This window comes from Bacilli bacterium (assembly GCA_036381315.1).
GTDB lineage: Bacteria > Bacillota > Bacilli > Paenibacillales > KCTC-25726 > DASVDB01.
Genome location: DASVDB010000036.1, coordinates 1 through 16,610, shown reverse-complemented (window position 1 = coordinate 16,610; position 16,610 = coordinate 1). Strand labels below are relative to the sequence as shown.

16 protein-coding genes and 1 pseudogene are annotated in these 16,610 nt (G+C 51.4%); 12 read left to right on the top strand and 5 right to left on the bottom strand.

Annotated elements, in window-relative coordinates; genetic code table 11:
* Both VF260_02860 and chrA read left to right on the top strand, forming a co-directional pair.
* Window positions 1-327 (top strand): metalloregulator ArsR/SmtB family transcription factor (locus VF260_02860; GenBank protein ID HEX7056127.1); only part of this gene is annotated, 327 nt, incomplete at its 5' end.
* 47 nt (window positions 328-374) lie between these two features.
* On the top strand, window positions 375-1,562 hold the full coding sequence (gene chrA / locus VF260_02855; protein ID HEX7056126.1) for a chromate efflux transporter: 1,188 nt from the start codon (window positions 375-377) through the stop codon (window positions 1,560-1,562).
* Window positions 1,563-1,599: 37 nt separating this feature from the next.
* On the opposite strand, the pseudogene VF260_02850 reads toward chrA, so the two are convergent.
* Both VF260_02850 and VF260_02845 read right to left on the bottom strand, forming a co-directional pair.
* Window positions 1,600-2,034 (bottom strand): annotated as a pseudogene (locus VF260_02850) (cob(I)yrinic acid a,c-diamide adenosyltransferase).
* Window positions 2,035-2,556: 522 nt separating this feature from the next.
* Window positions 2,557-3,648 carry a bifunctional 3-deoxy-7-phosphoheptulonate synthase/chorismate mutase gene (locus VF260_02845; GenBank protein ID HEX7056125.1) on the bottom strand — a complete coding sequence of 364 codons (1,092 nt, stop codon included), beginning with the start codon at window positions 3,646-3,648 and terminating at the stop codon, window positions 2,557-2,559.
* A gap of 480 nt (window positions 3,649-4,128) precedes the next feature.
* Here VF260_02845 and VF260_02840 point away from each other — a divergent pair, with 480 nt between their 5' ends.
* Window positions 4,129-4,758 (top strand): ribonuclease H family protein, encoded by a 630-nt coding sequence (locus VF260_02840; protein ID HEX7056124.1) that lies wholly within the window; start codon window positions 4,129-4,131, stop codon window positions 4,756-4,758.
* 1 nt (window position 4,759) lies between these two features.
* On the opposite strand, the gene VF260_02835 is transcribed toward VF260_02840, so the two are convergent.
* The 3 genes from VF260_02835 to VF260_02825 are packed head-to-tail and all read right to left on the bottom strand — an operon-like array spanning window position 4,760 to window position 7,095.
* On the bottom strand, window positions 4,760-5,761 hold the full coding sequence (locus VF260_02835; GenBank protein HEX7056123.1) for an oxidoreductase: 1,002 nt from the start codon (window positions 5,759-5,761) through the stop codon (window positions 4,760-4,762).
* Window positions 5,762-5,766: 5 nt separating this feature from the next.
* On the bottom strand, window positions 5,767-6,534 hold the full coding sequence (locus tag VF260_02830) for a DUF4931 domain-containing protein (GenBank protein ID HEX7056122.1): 768 nt from the start codon (window positions 6,532-6,534) through the stop codon (window positions 5,767-5,769).
* A gap of 3 nt (window positions 6,535-6,537) precedes the next feature.
* A complete protein-coding gene (locus VF260_02825; protein ID HEX7056121.1) occupies window positions 6,538-7,095 on the bottom strand; it encodes a carbonic anhydrase in 558 nt (185 codons plus the stop codon).
* A gap of 229 nt (window positions 7,096-7,324) precedes the next feature.
* Between VF260_02825 and VF260_02820 the strand changes: the two genes are divergently transcribed.
* From VF260_02820 to VF260_02780, 9 genes are all read left to right on the top strand, one after another.
* Window positions 7,325-9,181, top strand: a complete 1,857-nt coding sequence (locus tag VF260_02820; GenBank protein ID HEX7056120.1) for a glycosyl hydrolase family 18 protein — start codon at window positions 7,325-7,327, stop codon at window positions 9,179-9,181.
* A 121-nt stretch (window positions 9,182-9,302) separates the two neighbouring features.
* Complete coding sequence (locus VF260_02815) at window positions 9,303-10,070, top strand: MBL fold metallo-hydrolase (protein HEX7056119.1); 768 nt, start codon at window positions 9,303-9,305, stop codon at window positions 10,068-10,070.
* Window positions 10,071-10,462: 392 nt separating this feature from the next.
* Window positions 10,463-11,251, top strand: coding sequence for an SPFH domain-containing protein (locus VF260_02810; GenBank protein ID HEX7056118.1), 789 nt, complete (start codon window positions 10,463-10,465; stop codon window positions 11,249-11,251).
* 248 nt (window positions 11,252-11,499) lie between these two features.
* Entirely contained in the window at window positions 11,500-12,489 is a 990-nt protein-coding gene (gene coxB, locus VF260_02805) for a cytochrome c oxidase subunit II (protein ID HEX7056117.1), read from the top strand.
* Window positions 12,490-12,544: 55 nt separating this feature from the next.
* Window positions 12,545-14,389 carry a cytochrome c oxidase subunit I gene (gene ctaD / locus VF260_02800; protein ID HEX7056116.1) on the top strand — a complete coding sequence of 615 codons (1,845 nt, stop codon included), beginning with the start codon at window positions 12,545-12,547 and terminating at the stop codon, window positions 14,387-14,389.
* Window positions 14,386-15,012 (top strand): cytochrome (ubi)quinol oxidase subunit III, encoded by a 627-nt coding sequence (locus VF260_02795; GenBank protein ID HEX7056115.1) that lies wholly within the window; start codon window positions 14,386-14,388, stop codon window positions 15,010-15,012. Before ctaD ends, VF260_02795 begins: the two co-directional genes overlap by 4 nt.
* 3 nt (window positions 15,013-15,015) lie before the next feature.
* Window positions 15,016-15,336 carry a cytochrome C oxidase subunit IV family protein gene (locus VF260_02790; protein HEX7056114.1) on the top strand — a complete coding sequence of 107 codons (321 nt, stop codon included), beginning with the start codon at window positions 15,016-15,018 and terminating at the stop codon, window positions 15,334-15,336.
* Window positions 15,337-15,451: 115 nt separating this feature from the next.
* Window positions 15,452-16,402 (top strand): cytochrome c oxidase assembly factor CtaG, encoded by a 951-nt coding sequence (gene ctaG, locus VF260_02785; protein ID HEX7056113.1) that lies wholly within the window; start codon window positions 15,452-15,454, stop codon window positions 16,400-16,402.
* 14 nt (window positions 16,403-16,416) lie between these two features.
* The coding region (locus VF260_02780; GenBank protein HEX7056112.1) for a DUF420 domain-containing protein at window positions 16,417-16,610 on the top strand (194 nt) is incomplete at its 3' end.

Here is a 16,610-nt window from a genome sequence, read left to right as displayed (position 1 = left end):
TGCTGCGGTACGATTAACGAAGCGGAAATGCAGGATCGCCTGTTGCCGGAAGATAAAGCGGGAAGATTGGCCGAATTGTTTAAAGCGCTGGGCGACGGCACGCGGCTTAAAGTCATTTACGCCTTGCTGCAGGGAGAGCTTTGCGTGCATGATTTGTCGCGGTTGTTGGGCATGGGCCAATCGGCGGTTTCCCACCAGTTGCGGGTGCTGCGTGTCCAACGCATTGTCAAGCGGCGCAAAGTCGGGAAAACGGTTTTTTATTCGTTGGACGACCATCACATCGAACAGATTTTTTTGCAAACGTTGCAGCATACAAAGCACGATTGAATGCTCTTAACACGCGAGATAAATGCAAATCGCTGAAGGTGAAACATATGGCAAATCCGGCCAGGCGCCGTGGCAATTTGGCGGAGGTCTTTTTGGCGGCCTTGAAGCTTGGAGCAACTTCGTTCGGCGGCCCGGTAGCGCATCTTGGATATTTTCGCGAAGAATACGTCAGTCAGAAAAAGTGGTTGGACGATAAAGAATTTGCCGACCTGGTCGCCTTGTGCCAGTTTTTGCCCGGACCGGCGAGCAGCCAGGTCGGCATCGGTGTCGGTTGGCTGCGCGCGCGTTTTCCGGGAGCCGTTGCCGCATGGCTTGGCTTTACGCTGCCGTCCGCATTGCTGCTTATAAGCTTCGCGTGGGCGGTGCAAGCGGCCGATCTGCTGGATGCGGGGTGGATTCAGGGGCTGAAGATTGCCGCTGTCGCGATCGTCGCACAGGCAGTATACGGTATGGGCAAGTCGATTGTTACGGATGGCAAAAGCGCACTGATCGCATTAGTATCCGCGTGCGTAGTTTTGTTTTGGCGGGATGCGCAAGCGCAACTTTTGGTGATTGCGGCGGCAGGCTTGTTCGGTTGGCTTGCGCTGCGTAAAACCAGGGCCCAAAATGAAGTGGCTGCAATCGGCGGAAAAAAAGAGCGGACGAAAGGAATCGCCGCCTTGACGGTCTTTTTCGCGCTGCTTGTGGCCTTGCCGCTGTTGGTCCGAATTGACGATTGCCAAATTGTGCACATGTTTGACAGCTTATATCGTACGGGCGCGCTGGTATTCGGCGGCGGGCATGTTGTGTTGCCGCTGCTGCAAAGCGGGACGGTATCATCCGGGTGGCTGAGCGAGCAGCAGTTTCTTGCCGGTTACGGCGCGGCGCAGGCAGTGCCTGGGCCTTTGTTTGCGTTTGCCGCGTATATCGGCATGATGATGAACGGTTGGGCGGGCGCGGCGCTTGCCACAATCGCCATCTTTTTGCCCGGCTTTTTATTGGTTATCGGGGTGCTGCCGTTTTGGAACGTACTTCGCCGCAAAGCGGGAGCGCAGGCGGCCCTGCGCGGCATTAACGCTTCTGTTGTAGGCATTTTGCTTGCGGCGCTATACGACCCGGTTTGGTCCACTTCGATACATACGAATGGAGATTTTGCGCTTGCCTTGGCGGCGTTTTTTGTGCTGGTGCTGTTTAAAAGGCCCCCGTGGGTGGCGGTGCTGCTGTGCGCTGTTGGCGGTTGGCTGCTGCACGTTTGATATGCCTTATGTATCCGCCCCCACAACCTTGTACGCATTACAATTCAATGCCCTTCACGGCGGGAATGCCTTGCTCGTAATGATGTTTGATCAGCTTCATCTCCGTTACCAAATCGGCGATGGCGGTAATCTCCGGTTTGGCCCCCCTGCCCGTTAAGACCAGGTGCATGCCATGCGGCCGCTCGTTGATCCATTCCAACACTTCCGAAATCGGCAGTACATCGTCAATCGGGAAACTGGTGATGCCTAGCGCGATATTGATTTCATCCATTATGACCAAATCATAGTTGCCTTCGGCCACTTTTCGCTTTGTAAACGCCCAGGCTTCCTTGAGCGCCCGGCGATGTTCCTCCGGCGTTTTCGTCCAGGTGAACCCGATTCCGGTCTGGTATGTTTCGATGCCCAACTTTTCGAAAATCAGCTTCTCGCCGTATTTGCGTCCGGGGGACTTAATGAACTGGATCATCAGCACAAACCGGAAATGATAGGCAAGCGCGGCATACGGCGCATTCCATCATGCGACAGCGTATGTCTTGTTGCGATTGTGCCGATTCATGACGGTTTTCCGATTTGAAGCCAATGCCGCTAACGGGTGGATCGCCTTCTCGCCCAACGCTAAAACGGGTGATCGCCTTCCCGTCCCACGCTAACGGACGCAGGAGAGGCTATTTGCCAAAAAAAGGCCGATTTGAAATTTTAACGGACGCAATGGAGGCTATTTGTCGTTTCCATGCCCGAATATCGGGAAAAAGCACAGAATAGGCGCGCCTGCGACCGTTAGAATAAAAAAGTGGGCAATTTGCGCAAAATAAGCTCTCCAGCGACCGTTAAAAGTTGCAAGTTGGGTTCAAGGCTGCGATCCGGCAAAACGACCGAGATTCCGAGCGAAAAAGGCCGTGAGCCGGCAAGCCGGCCGAGTATTCCTCGTTAAGCTTTGGCGCGCTTGAGCCGCGGGTTGCTTTTCGGCAGGCCTTAGCCTGCATGATCCGATGCGCTATTTGGTTGCGTGCTCGGCTTCTTTGAACAACCCCGATTGCCGAAGCTGTGCGAAAAAATCGTTGAACTGCGGGATATTGATTTGCTGGCTCGCATCCGACAGCGCTGTTTGCGGCTCGGGATGCACCTCGACCATGATGCCGTCCGCTCCGGCGGCAAGCGCCGCTTTGGCGCATGGCACCAAAATGTCTTTGCGCCCGGTCGAGTGGCTGACGTCGACCAGCACCGGCAGGTGCGTCTCCATCTTCAGGATCGGCACGGCGGAAATGTCGAGCGTATTGCGCGTCCATTTTTCATACGTGCGGATGCCGCGTTCGATCAGCATCACCTGGCTGTTGCCGCGCGAAACGATATATTCCGCCGCCAGAATGAACTCTTCCACGGTCGCCGCCATGCCGCGCTTCAAGAGCACGGGCAAATTGGCGTCGCCGGCGGCTTTTAACAGCTCGAAATTTTGCATGTTGCGGGCGCCGATCTGCACGATGTCCAAATATTCCGCCGCCAGCTCCAGGTGGGCGGGATTGACGATTTCGCTGATCGTGACCAGGCCGAATTCGGCTGCCGCTTCTTTGAGAATTTTCAGCCCTTCCACGCCCAGCCCCTGAAAATCGTACGGGGATGTGCGGGGCTTGAACGCGCCGCCGCGGATCACTTTCACGCCGGCCGCTTTCAGCGCCGCGGCAACCGTACGGGTTTGCTCGTAGGACTCGACGGAGCACGGTCCGGCAATCATGGTGTGGCTGCCGCCGCCGATTTCTACTCCTCTTATGTTCAGAACCGTATCGGTTTCCTTACGTTTGCGGCTCACCAGCAGCACTTTTTTCTGATCTGTCTGCTGCAAATCAAGCGAAGCCTGGAAAATTTGCTTGAACAAATGCTTGACGGTCGCGTCGTCAAACGGCCCGGTATTGCGGGCCACCAAGTCTTCCAGCATTTGCTTTTCCCGAACCGGATCATATTCCGGCATCGCTTTTTGCCGCTTGACTTCGCCAAGTTCCCGGGCGATCTTCGCCCGCCGATTTAACAACTCAAGCAGCTCTCTGTTCACTTTGGTCAGTTGCTCGCGCAATTGCGCTATTTGCTCGGTCATTTTCGATGCGCTCCTTTTTTCCAGTAAAATTTGGGCAAATAAAAAGCCGTCCGGCAAGGGACGGGTCACCGCGGTACCACCCTTGTTAGACAGCCGTTGCAAGCTGAAATCTCACTTTAACGCCATAACGCTGCGTTTGCGGGTTTACCTACTCATCCGGCAAATGGCGCCGACGTTCAGCAAACCGGCTCGGGAGCGAACTTCGGCAAACCGCCGTCCGCGGCACGCTCTCAATCTCCGGCATGCCGTCCCTGTCGGGGCGTCGTTTGTCTACTTTTCTCCGTCATCGCTTGCGTTTGATATTGACAACCATTATATGCAAATCGACAGCGGAACGCAATGGTTTGCGGCAACGCAGTCACGCTTTAATGCAAGTTGGCGGAAGAGCGAATATGCTGGCGTTTGCGGCGGACGATTGTTAAACTGAAATAGAGATGCGCGTCCGTTTGCGACCATTCATAAAGGATGTTGAATTTCCAGATGGCCAAGTATTATGTAGTTTGGGAAGGAATCAAACCGGGCATTTACGACAACTGGAACGAATGCAAAGCGCAGGTCGAAGGATTTGCCGGAGCCAAATACAAATCTTATGAAGGCAAAGAAGCTGCGCAACAAGCGTATGAAGCGGGATGGCAACAGTCGCTTGATTTCTCCGGGCAAAAAGCGAAGGCTGCGCCGGCCAATATGCGCGCGGCGGCGCCGGAGATCGACTTTGACAGCATCAGCGTCGACGTCGGCTGCAGCGGAAACCCCGGGATTGTGGAGTACAAAGGTGTCGACACGAAAACGGGGGAGCTTTTGTTTTATTACGGTCCGATTGAAAAAGGCACGAACAATCTCGGCGAATTTTTGGCGATCGTGCATGCGCTGGCTTATTTGCATCAGCGTAAAAGCAATAAAACCGTGTACAGCGACTCCCGCACGGCGATCAGTTGGGTGAAAAACAAACGTGTTTTGAGCAATCTTCCCCGCGATGCCTCGACGGAGCGCATCTGGTCGCTCGTCGACCGCGCGTTGGATTGGCTGAACAACCATGCGTACGCCAATCGGGTGCTGAAATGGGAAACGGAAAAATGGGGCGAAATCAAAGCGGACTTTGGGCGAAAATAGTTCATATGCGCACGAGAATTCTGCCGGTGACGCGCCCGCTTAACAGCTCGGCAAAGCCCGCGGGGATGTTTTCGAGGGGGATTTCCCGATTGACCATCAGATTGAGCAAACCTGGATCGGGTTTAAATTGCTCCGCAATTTGCCGCCATAATTTTCTTCTTTCGGCAATCGGCAAGGCGACGGAGTCGATTCCAAGCAAGCTTACGCCCCGTAAAATAAACGGATACACGGTTGCGGGAAAGGCGAATCCCCCCGCCAGGCCGCAGGCGGCAACGGCGCCGCCGTATTTCGTGCCGCTAAGCGCGGCGGCAAGCGTACGCCCGCCAACCGAATCCACCGTGCCGAACCATCGTTGGGGCGAAAGCGGCTTCTCCGCTTGATCCGCAACCTCTTCACGGGCAAGTACCTTTTGCGCGCCCAATCGCCGCAAATAGTCGTGCGCCGCGCTTTTTCCGGTAGCCGCTTCCACGTTGTATCCCCGCTTGGACAGCATGGCAACCGCCATACTGCCGACGCCGCCTGTCGCGCCGGTGACCAGCACCGGACCGGCAGCAGGCGTTAGGCCGCACTCCTCCAACCGCCAAATCGCCAACGCCGCGGTAAAACCGGCTGTGCCGATCAGGGCCGCTTCTTTTGGCGTCAGACCGGGCGGAAGCTTGACCGCCCAGTCCGCCGGAACGCGGACGTATTCGGCATATCCGCCGAATTGGCTCACGCCCAACCCGTATCCGTGCACGATCACTTTATCGCCTTCAGAAAAGAGCGGGGAATTGGAAGTGGCCACGATTCCGGCGACATCGATTCCCGGCACGATCGGATATGCCTTGACGACTTTTCGGTTCGGTTCGGCGGAGCATGCGTCTTTATAGTTGATCGAACTGTATTGCGCGCGAATCAGCAAATCGCCGGCGGGCAAATCCGACATGCCGATTTCCCGCACGGAAAAGTTCGCTTTTTCGCCGGCACGTTCGGCAAATAGAACGCGGAAACCCGGCTTTTTCACGATGATCACGCTCCCAAATAGATGCGTTTGATGTCATCGGCGACGTCTTGCAAGCGGTTTGACACCTGCGGGATGGAATAGCCGATGAATATAGGCGATGTAGGAAAACGCGGCATAATCTTTGCCGCGATTTTTCCTTTTATATGATAGAAAAATAGATTGTAGCTTGTTAAGCGCCGATTGAAATGATTCAACAAATAATGCACGACAATTTGAATATAGTCGGCAAATGCGGGCAAATTTCCGGCTTCGTTCATGACCACGTTGAATTCAAAAAAGCCCACTTTCGGCATCGTGGAAAGATTTAACGTTACGCCGGACCGGTCCGCGATCGGCAAGCCGACAAAATGTTCGTCAAAAATGCGTTCTTGATAATTCATATTATGAAGTCCAATAATTTGCATATGTGGATGGTAGATACTGCCACCGGATAAGGGGCCGTAGTTTTTGAAAAAAAGCACGGACGAATAGTCGCCGCTTTGTTCCATTTCCAGCCATTTGGCAATACCGAAACGAAACAGCCGGTAAAGATGTTCCTTCGGATAAATCGATAATTCGCCTTCGCATGTGTCCGTTTCGATCAATACGGTCATCAGCGCGTCCGCCAATACCGGAAACTTGTTTTTGATCAGCAAAATCGGACCGTCTTGCGCCAGAATATCATGCAGATTTTCTTTATCGCAAAACGGGCATGCCGTTTCCCGGTTGATAATGCTTTCCGGCTTTTGCCTACCGATATGCACGTCGAAAAAAAGATGGGTCGGCGAATGCATCGTTCAGGACTCCTTTTGTATGAGTTCCAATCCGCCTGTTTCCGGGTCGATGATCATTCCGTGCACTTGCACGTTTGCCGGCAAGAGCGGGTGGTTGCGAATAATTCGCACGCTGTTGGCAACACCGTCTTCCACGTTGGCAAATCCGGTTAGCCACCTGTGCAGATCAATGCCCGAGTGTGTGAGCGTCCGGAAAGTTTGCGCCGGTATTCCCCGCTGTTTCATTTTTTCCACAATCGCTTCCGAGTTAAGGCCGGTCATCCCGCATTGGCGATGCCCTACCACAATGACCTCTTCCGCGTTCATTTCATAGATGGCGACGATGATGCTGCGCATTACGTTGCCAAATGGCTGCATGACAATCGCGCCGGCATTTTTGATAAATTTGGCGTCGCCGTTTTTCAAATTCATCGCTTTCGGGAGCAGCTCGATCAGTCTCGTATCCATACAGGATATGACGACAACCTTCTTGTTGGGAAAGCGGGTAGTGCGGTACGGCTCATATTCTTTGTTCGCGACGAATTGTCGGTTAAATGCAAGAATATCGGAAATGATCGACATACGTTTTTCACCACAGTTGATATTTTCTGTTTATTATAACAAACTTGTTATCTTCCATGTAAGTCTGGAATTATCTTTAAGATTTTATCCCCCAATTCGATATATTTATACCTTGTCGGTTTTTTTTCATCCATACAAAATGAGAGTACAGATATGGAAAGGAGGGAGATTTATTTTCAAGGAGCGTGGGAGAAACGATACAGTAAATTAAAAGGAGTGAAACAATGAAATGATAACGGCCTCGCGAAAAAAAGCATTTATTGTCTGTCTATTGTTATTGTTGATAGCCGGTATGATGCCGGCGCTATCCGCATCCGGGCAAACGTCTGAATGGCAGCCGGGAGTCGCATACTACGCAGGGGATCAGGTAACATACAACGGAGCGACCTACGAATGCCTGCAAGCGCATACGTCGCAAGTTGGCTGGGAACCGCCGAATGTTCCTGCTCTTTGGAAGCAGGTAAGCAGTTCGACGCCAACCCCTACCACTACGGCGACGCCCACACCAACACCACCCGCAACACCTACTCCAACGTCTACGGCAACCGCAACCCCGACACCTACCGTAACGCCGACGCCAACCGGCACATCCAATTTTTGCACGGCACCGGAATGGAATAGCAGCACAGTTTATAACGGCGGCGCAATTGTTTCCCATAACGGTCATGAATGGAAGGCGAAATGGTGGACACAAGGCGAAGAACCTGGAACGACCGGCGAATGGGGCGTATGGCAAGATCTTGGCGCATGTTCGGGCGGCACTTCGCCCACACCGACGCCAACCGTAACGCCCACACCAACACCAACCGCAACACCGACACCTACCGCAACGCCTACGCCTACATCGACTCCGAATGGCTCGGGCTATAAAATTGTCGGATATTATCCAAGCTGGGGCGCATATGCAAGGGCTTACACGCCAGATATGATCGATACGACTAAACTTACGCATATCAACTATGCTTTTGCCGATATTTGCTGGAACGGCATACACGGCAACCCGGATCCGACAGGTCCCAATCCGCAAACCTGGTCTTGCCAGGATGAGGTGGGAACCATTAATGTTCCGAACGGAACCATTGTCATGGGCGATCCGTGGATTGACGCCCAGAAAGCATATCCGGGCGATACGTGGGATCAACCTTTGAAAGGCAATTTTAATTTGTTGATTAAAATGAAACAGCAAAATCCGAATCTGCACACGTTAATCTCCGTAGGCGGGTGGACATGGTCGAACCGTTTCTCGGATGTCGCGGCTGACGCAACAACCAGATCGACATTTGCCAAATCCGCAGTTGATTTCTTGCGCAAATACCAATTTGACGGTGTCGATCTCGACTGGGAATATCCTGTAGGCGGCGGTCTTGAAGGAAACAGCTACCGCGCTGCGGACAAGCAGAATTACACTTTATTGCTGCAAGAAATTCGCAAAGAGCTTGATGCAGCCGGACAAGCAGACGGCAAACATTATCTCTTGACGATCGCAGCCGGCGCAAGTCCTGACTTTGTCAACAATACCGAGCTTGACAAGATCGCGCAGATCGTTGATTGGATCAATATGATGACATATGATTACCATGGCGGCTGGGAAACGATAAGCGGCAATAATGCTCCGTTGTATTACGACCCGGCTGATCCGTCGCCGTTTGCCGCAGATTTCAATATCGACGCTGCAGTCAATAATTACTTGAATGCCGGTGTTCCCGGCAATAAGTTGGTACTCGGCCTTCCGTTCTACGGCAGAGGTTGGGGAGGATGCGCAGCAACCGCCAACGGGCTGTATCAAAGCTGTACGGGAGCATTGCCGCAAGGCACATGGGAAAGAGGAGTATATGACTTCAGCGATCTTGAAGATCATTACATCAACAAGAACGGATATACCCGCTACTGGAGCGATACGACCAAAACACCGTGGCTTTACAACGCATCGACCGGCGTGTTTATCTCTTATGACGACGCGCAATCGATTGGGTACAAAACCGATTACATTAAATCACACGGCTTGGCCGGAGGAATGTTCTGGGAGGCTTCCTCCGACCGCCATAACACATTACTGAACACCGTCAGCTCCGCATTGCCACACTAAGTGAGAATGTTTATTCGCAACAAAGGGGACATTCCGGCGCCATGAAAATGGCGGGAATCAGTCCCCCTTTTCATGATATGATGGAAAAAAACGAAATGTCAGCGAGGAGCTAACGCAAAATATGGAACAATTAATTTTGTTGGGCACAGGAGATTCGATGGGAGTTCCGCGCGTCTATTGCGATTGCGCGGTTTGCGAGGAAGCGAGAACCGCCGGGGAAAATCGCCGTTTCCGCTCTGCGGCGCTGTTTTCCAATCAAGAGGGCGATCTGTTGATCGATTGCGGTCCGGATTTTCGTGAGCAAATGGAGCTGATCGGTATGCGGAAGGTTCGCCATGTACTCATTACGCATGCGCATCATGACCATATTGGCGGGCTGCCTGAGTTGGCGGACGCTTGCCGCTGGACGAACGAAGCTTGCCGCGTGTACGCGCCGGCGGTTGTGATCGAGGAAATTTGCGGCAGGTATCCATGGCTTAATCGCCAGTTAACATTTCAGGTTATCCGGGAGCATTTTTCATTATTGGGCTGGCAGGTCAGTTGCTGGCAAGTCAATCACGGTAAAAATGGGATATCGCATGCCTACAAATTCTCCCGACCGGACAAGTCTTGGGTTTATTGCCCCGACTCGATCGCTTTGAGCGAGGAGGAGATGCGGCCGATGCAAGGAGTGGATTTGCTTGTTTTAGGAACGAATTTTTATAAAGAGCAATTTCCGTTTGCCACTCGCTCCGTGTACGATATCGTCGAGGCGCTTGCATTGATCCGGGCAACGGTGCCGAAGCGGGTTGTTTTCACGCATATGTCGCACGGCATCGATATCCGGCAGGATTACCGGTTGCCGAACCATGTCAAGCTGGGCAAAGTAAAGCAAAATTTATTTGCATGAGATTGGCTGATGAATTGGAAGGTATACAAAAATTTTTATAGAATATATGGAAAAAAGGTCAAATTTTTGGGGATTATTAAAAGAAATGCAAAGTAATAATTGAAGGGAGTTCTTTTCTTGATATCTCGCAAAAAACGTTTTCCTGCATGCATGAGGCGGTATATCCGCATTTTTGCCGTTATAGGGGTCGGTTTGCTAAAGTTTGATGCAACGCTAGTGGCAAAAATGCGGATTTAGCGTAAAGAATTGCCCGCAGAGAATGATCGGGATCGCAATTGCTGGACCAAAGGATATTACCGCAACAGTTTGCGCAAACGGATGTACAAGGCTTATTTTTTTTGGTATGTTTAAACAAACAGCCGTACATTTTTGGTTGCGGGGAGTGTACAAATATGAGTCTATTCGGCTTTATAAAAAAGCGCGCGCTTGATCGCATTGAATTGGGCAACACGTTAGGCAGCACACTCGTATACCGTTATCCGCTCGGCGAAGATCAAATCAGAATCGGCGCGGAATTGGTCGTGCCGGACACGCGCACCGCCGTTTTTGTAAGCGACGGAAAAGTGGCGGATGTGTTGACGGGCTCGGGCCATACATATCAATTGGATGCCGCTAGCTTGCCCAAGTTAAACGAAATGCAGTCCTGGAGCGGGCGCAGCGCATCTTTTTCGGCGGACATTTTTTTCGTCAACATGCAACCGACCCCGATTCAGAATTGGACATGCATCAATCCGGCAAAACGCCATGATGACGATTTCGGCGATGTTTCCATATGGGCGTCGGGCCATTTTTCCTTTCGCGTGGGAAACCCCGGCGCATTAATGAAAAGTATTTTGGATTCCAACCAAATCTTTGAAAACGGTTACTTATATGGGCTCGCCAAAAGTTTGACGATCAATCGGATTATGGATTTCATCGCGCAATGGGATATGCCGTTTGCGTCTTTCCGCAGCAATCTTAAACTACTGGCGGAGCAAGCGAACAGCGAGATTCGCAAGGCGCTCCTGGGATACGGATTGGAACCCGCGGTTTTTTCCGTAGACAGCGTAACGTTCTCGAAAAATGTGGAAGAAGCTTTGGAGCAGGGGTTGATCCTTGAGAAGAAGCAGAAGCAAAAACAAAAACAGCAGCCTAAAAAGCCGCAAAAGCCGCGCGCAAAAAAGAAAAAGGAAAACGTGTAGCATATCTTTTTTCGACCATATTTTACTTATCTCGACAAACCCGTTGACGCTCGTCAAGGGTTTTTTTTACATGTTCTTCATTTAATTTTTAACATTGTGTGAACATTATATGAACAGCGCTTGGAACACGGCCTAAGAAAGACTTATTATAATTGACAATAAACTACATAGTAATTATCATTATAAATTGATATGAATCAATGACAATGTACAACTGCTTCGGAAATCACAGAATTGGGGTTGATGAAATGTTGGCAAGGAATCGGGGTTGGCGTTTTTTGCCCTTGGCGGCCCTTTTTTCGCTTTTGCTGGCGGGCTGTGATGGAGTGCTCAATCCGCAAGGCCCTAATGCGAGAGACCAATACGATTTGATCGTATTGAGTTTTGTCATTATGGTTATCGTCATGGTTGTCGTTTATTCGCTCTTTTTCTTTGTTATCATACGCTACCGCAAACGTAAAGGGCAGACCGGTTATCCTGAGCAGGTCGAAGGAAGTTATAAGCTGGAGCTCACGTGGACGATTATTCCGTTTATTCTCTTAATTGTTCTGGCGGTACCGTCCGTCATGGACACGTTTGTTTATGCCAAGGATTATACAAAAGACAAAGACACGATGCATGTGAAGGTTACTGCGCACCAGTTCTGGTGGGAGTTTGAATATCCCGATTTGGGCATCAGAACGGCTCAGGATTTGGTCATTCCCGCGGGCAAACGGGTTTCGCTGGAGATCACCTCGGCCGATGTAACCCACTCTTTCTGGATTCCGGAATTGGCCGGGAAAATGGACGCGAATCCCGGACTTGTGAACAAGATGTATTTTTCGGCGGATCACGAAGGCGTATACAAAGGCAAATGTGCCGAGCTGTGCGGCTCATCCCACGCTCTAATGGACTTCAAAGTAGTTGCGAAGAGCAAGGCGGACTTCGATGCTTGGATTGAACAATTGAAAACGCCGGCGAGCATTTCCGCTGACGCAAAGCAAGGCGAAGAAATCTTTAAAAAGAAACAATGCATCGCATGTCATGCGATTACACCCGATCAAATCGGTACCGGTCCGAATTTGGCGGGCTTCGGAGATCGCCAGGTCGTTGCCGGTTTCCGGCCGCATACGGCAGAATGGATTGAGAAGTGGGTAAAAAATCCCCAGGAAGTTAAACCCGGAACGCTGATGCCAAACCTGGGATTGACGGACGATGAGGCAAAACAGGTTGCGAAGTACTTATTGGAATTGAAATAGGTTAGATTAGGAGGTTAACACATTGTCACATCCGGTTAAGAAGTATCGCGGGTTGATGGAATGGCTCACTACGGTGGATCACAAGAAAATCGCCGTTCTGTACCTTGTTGCCGGTGGAATGTTTTTTCTGATCGGCGGTTTGGAAGCACTTCTGATTCGGATTCAGCTCATGAAACCGGAGTTCGACTTTGTGCCGGCTCATACCTTTAACGAGCTGATTACGATGCACGGAACGACCATGATCTTTTTGGCGGCAATGCCGCTCATTTTCGCGCTGATGAATATCGCTGTGCCGCTGCAAATCGGCGCGCGCGACGTTGCGTTTCCGTTTGTGAACGCGCTGGGATTCTGGATGTTCTTTTTTGGCGGACTGCTCTTGAATTTAAGCTGGTTTTTGGGCGGCGCGCCGGATGCCGGGTGGACGGCGTACGCTCCTTTGTCCGGCCCTGATTTTGGCAGTAACGGCGTGAACTTTTACGTGGTTGGTTTGCAAATTGCCGGACTTGGAACGTTTATCGGCGGCATCAATATGTTGGCGACGATCGTCAATATGCGCGCGCCGGGCATGAGCTTCATGCGCATGCCGATGTTTGTATGGACTTCATTCGTAACGTCGATTATCATTTTGTTCTGCTTTCCGGCCATTACGGTTGGCCTGGTCCTGTTGATGTTCGACCGGCTGTTTGACGCCAATTTCTTCGACGTGGCAAATGGCGGCAACCCGGTCATTTATCAGCATTTATTCTGGATTTTCGGACACCCCGAAGTTTACATTCTGATTATTCCGGCATTCGGCATCTTGTCCGAAGTCATCACGACTTTTTCCAGCAAGCGCCTGTACGGGTACAGCTCGATGGTGTTTGCCACGGTCTTGATCGGTTTCTTGAGTTTCATGGTGTGGGCGCACCATATGTTTACGACCGGGCTCGGGCCGGTCGCCAACTCCCTGTTCGGGGTTGCCACGATGTTGATAGCGGTGCCTACGGGAATTAAAATTTTCAATTGGATTTTCACCATGTGGGGCGGACACATTCGGTTTACAACCGCCAATTTGTTTGCCGTCGCCTTTATACCGACTTTCGTAATAGGCGGTGTCACCGGTGTGATGCTCGCTTCTCCGCCGGCCGACTTCCAATACCATGATACGTATTTCGTTGTTGCGCATTTTCACTATGTGATTGTGGGCGGCCTGATTTTTGCGGTGTTCGCCGGGCTGTTCTATTGGTGGCCGAAATTGTTCGGTCGCATGCTGAGCGAAACGATGGGCAAATGGACATTCTGGCTGTTCTTTACCGGTTTTCATATGACGTTCTTCGTGCAGCACTTCCTCGGCCTGATGGGGATGCCCCGCCGTGTGTTTACGTATTTGAAAGGGCAAGGGTGGGACGAGCTGAACTTCATCAGCACGATAGGCGCGTTTTTGATGGCCGCCGGTACGATCGTTTTCCTGGTGAATATTGCCGTTACGGCGCGCAAGCCGGTTGGCGCTCCTGCCGATCCGTGGGATGGGCGCACGTTGGAATGGACCATTCCGTCTCCGCCTCCGGAGTTCAATTACGCGCAAATTCCGCTTGTGCGCGGGCTTGACGCACTCTGGGTGGAAAAAACGGAAGGCAATAAGGAAATGGTTCCGTCTGAACCGTTGGGCCCGATTCATCTGCCTTCGCCTACAATATTGCCGTTTTTGATGTCGGTTGGGCTGTTTATTGCCGGTTTCGGCTTTATGTATGCGGGACAGCATTTTGACAACGGATTGGCCCAGGCGTTGTTCAACAACTATATCGTAGCGGGCATCGGCCTTGCGTTGTTCTTTGCCTGCATGTTTATCCGTTCCTTGTTCGATGACCGCGGTTTCCACGTTGAACCGGAAGGACTTCAGGAGAAAGGGGCCAAAGCATGAGCGCGCAAGCGGAAACTGTATTGAAAAACGTTCAATTGCCGGAAGAGCCGGAAAAGGCGACATTGGAAGGCCGCAATAAAATTTTAGGTTTTTGGTTTTTCCTTGGCGGAGAGTCGGTCTTGTTCGGATCGTTGTTTGCAACGTATATCGCGCTGCGCAACCAAAATGCATCGGGGCCGACCGGCGCCGAACTGTTTGATCTGACAATGGTGGCCATCGCGACATTCCTCTTGCTCACTTCCAGCATGACCAGCGTATTGGCGGTGCAAGCGATGCATCGCCACGATGTGAAAAACATTAAACTGTGGTTTGCCATAACCGTGCTTCTCGGGCTGGCGTTTCTTGGCTTGGAAATATACGAGTTCAATAACTATGCGGCAGAGGGACACCTGTTCAATTCGAGCGCATTCGCTTCCGCGTTCTATACGCTGGTAGGTTTCCACGGCGGCCATGTCCTGTTTGGTGTCGTTTGGATCGCGCTTTTGATCGGACAGCTCGCGAAGAAAGGGCTAACCGTCGTAACCGCGCCCAAAATTTATTTGGCGGCATTGTATTGGCACTTCGTCGATTTGGTGTGGGTATTTATTTTCACCGTCGTTTACCTGATGGGAAAGGTGGGTTAAAAAATGAGTGCCGAACAAGCGAAGTCGCAAGAAATCAAGGGGCGCCCGGTGCATGAAGGTCCCAGGAACCACTTGCTCGCGTTTCTAATCTCCATTATTTTAACCGCCCTTGCGTTTCTCACGGTCATTTATGCGGATTATCTGGATTCCTTCTTTGTCTGGGGCTTCCTGATCATACTGGCTGTTTTCCAGGCGGGGATTCAGGCGATATTCTGGATGCACCTGAAAGACAGGGGGAATTTGCACCAACGCATATTTATCGTGGGCGGGGCATTTATCGCGTTCACTGTGATACTGGCGGGGGTATACTGGGTTTGGTGGTAAACCGGGCAAGCATAATTGATGATGATTTGCAGACGGGGGGCAATTATTACATTGTCCCCCGTTTCAGTTCCGTTTCAGTTCCAAATGGGTCAACTGGGAAAGGAGTCCGGTGAATATGCTGGGTCTGCAATATTTTACGTTTGCGGAAATTTGGAGTCCTGTGTTTATGGTTTGGACGATTGTCATCGCCATATTTTACCTGTTGGCGACCGGCGCATGGCGCCGCCTCTTTGCGCAATCCGAGCCGGTGAGGAATGGCAAAAAAATGCTGTTTTTAAGCGGGCTTGCCACGTATTATATTGCGCAAGGCGGTCCGGTTAGCTTATTGGGGCACCTGACGTTCAGTTTTCATATGATCGAGATGGCGTTGTCCTATTTAATAGCGCCTCCGCTCATGCTGCTGGGAATTCCCGGATGGCTTATCCGTCCCATTTTCCACATTCGCTTCGTTGGCAAGGCTGTTCGCTTTCTGACTCGGCCGCTATTGGGCGTCGTGGCTTTTAACGCGCTCTTTTCGTTTTATCACATGCCGAACATTATGGATTTCGTCATGACGCATTATACGGTTCATGAGATCTATTATGATGTGTTGCTATTTACCTCGTGCATGATGTGGTGGCCGTTGGTCGCGCCGCTGCCGGAATTGGAGCAGTTGTCCGATCTGCGCAAAATGGCGTATCTGTTTTTGGCGGGTGTGCTGCTGACACCGGCTTGCGCGCTGATCATTTTTGCTGATCATCCGCTGTACGCGTCCTTTTCCGACCCGAATACGTGGGCTAAGGCGATGGGATATTGCGTTTCCGGAAATGCCGCCGCGATACTCGCCCAATTTGGAGGGCCGCGGATGTTCCTGCTACTTTCGCCGTTGGACGACCAGCAGATGGGTGGTGTTGTGATGAAATTGATGCAGGAAATCATGTACGGTTCCATTTTGGCAGTGATCTTTTTCCGTTGGTTCCGCAAAGAAAACTCCGGTTCCAAAATCGATAAAATGCCAGGCAACGACGAGCCGGAAAGTCTCTCCGCAGAATACGCCCTGACAAAACCCGGCATGCAAAAATCATAAGGAGCGATTGCTATATGGCGTTTGGCTTGGCTACTGCCAGCACCTTTTGTATAATTATAAGCGCATTGTTTGTCGCCTTTGGGTGGCGGCAAATTTTGCGCAAGAAGAGAAAAGCCCATCGGAAGTTGATGCTGCTTGGCGCGTCGTTTGCCTTGCTTTTTTTCGTCACCTATGCCGCGAAAACCGTGTTCATCGGCAATACTTCATT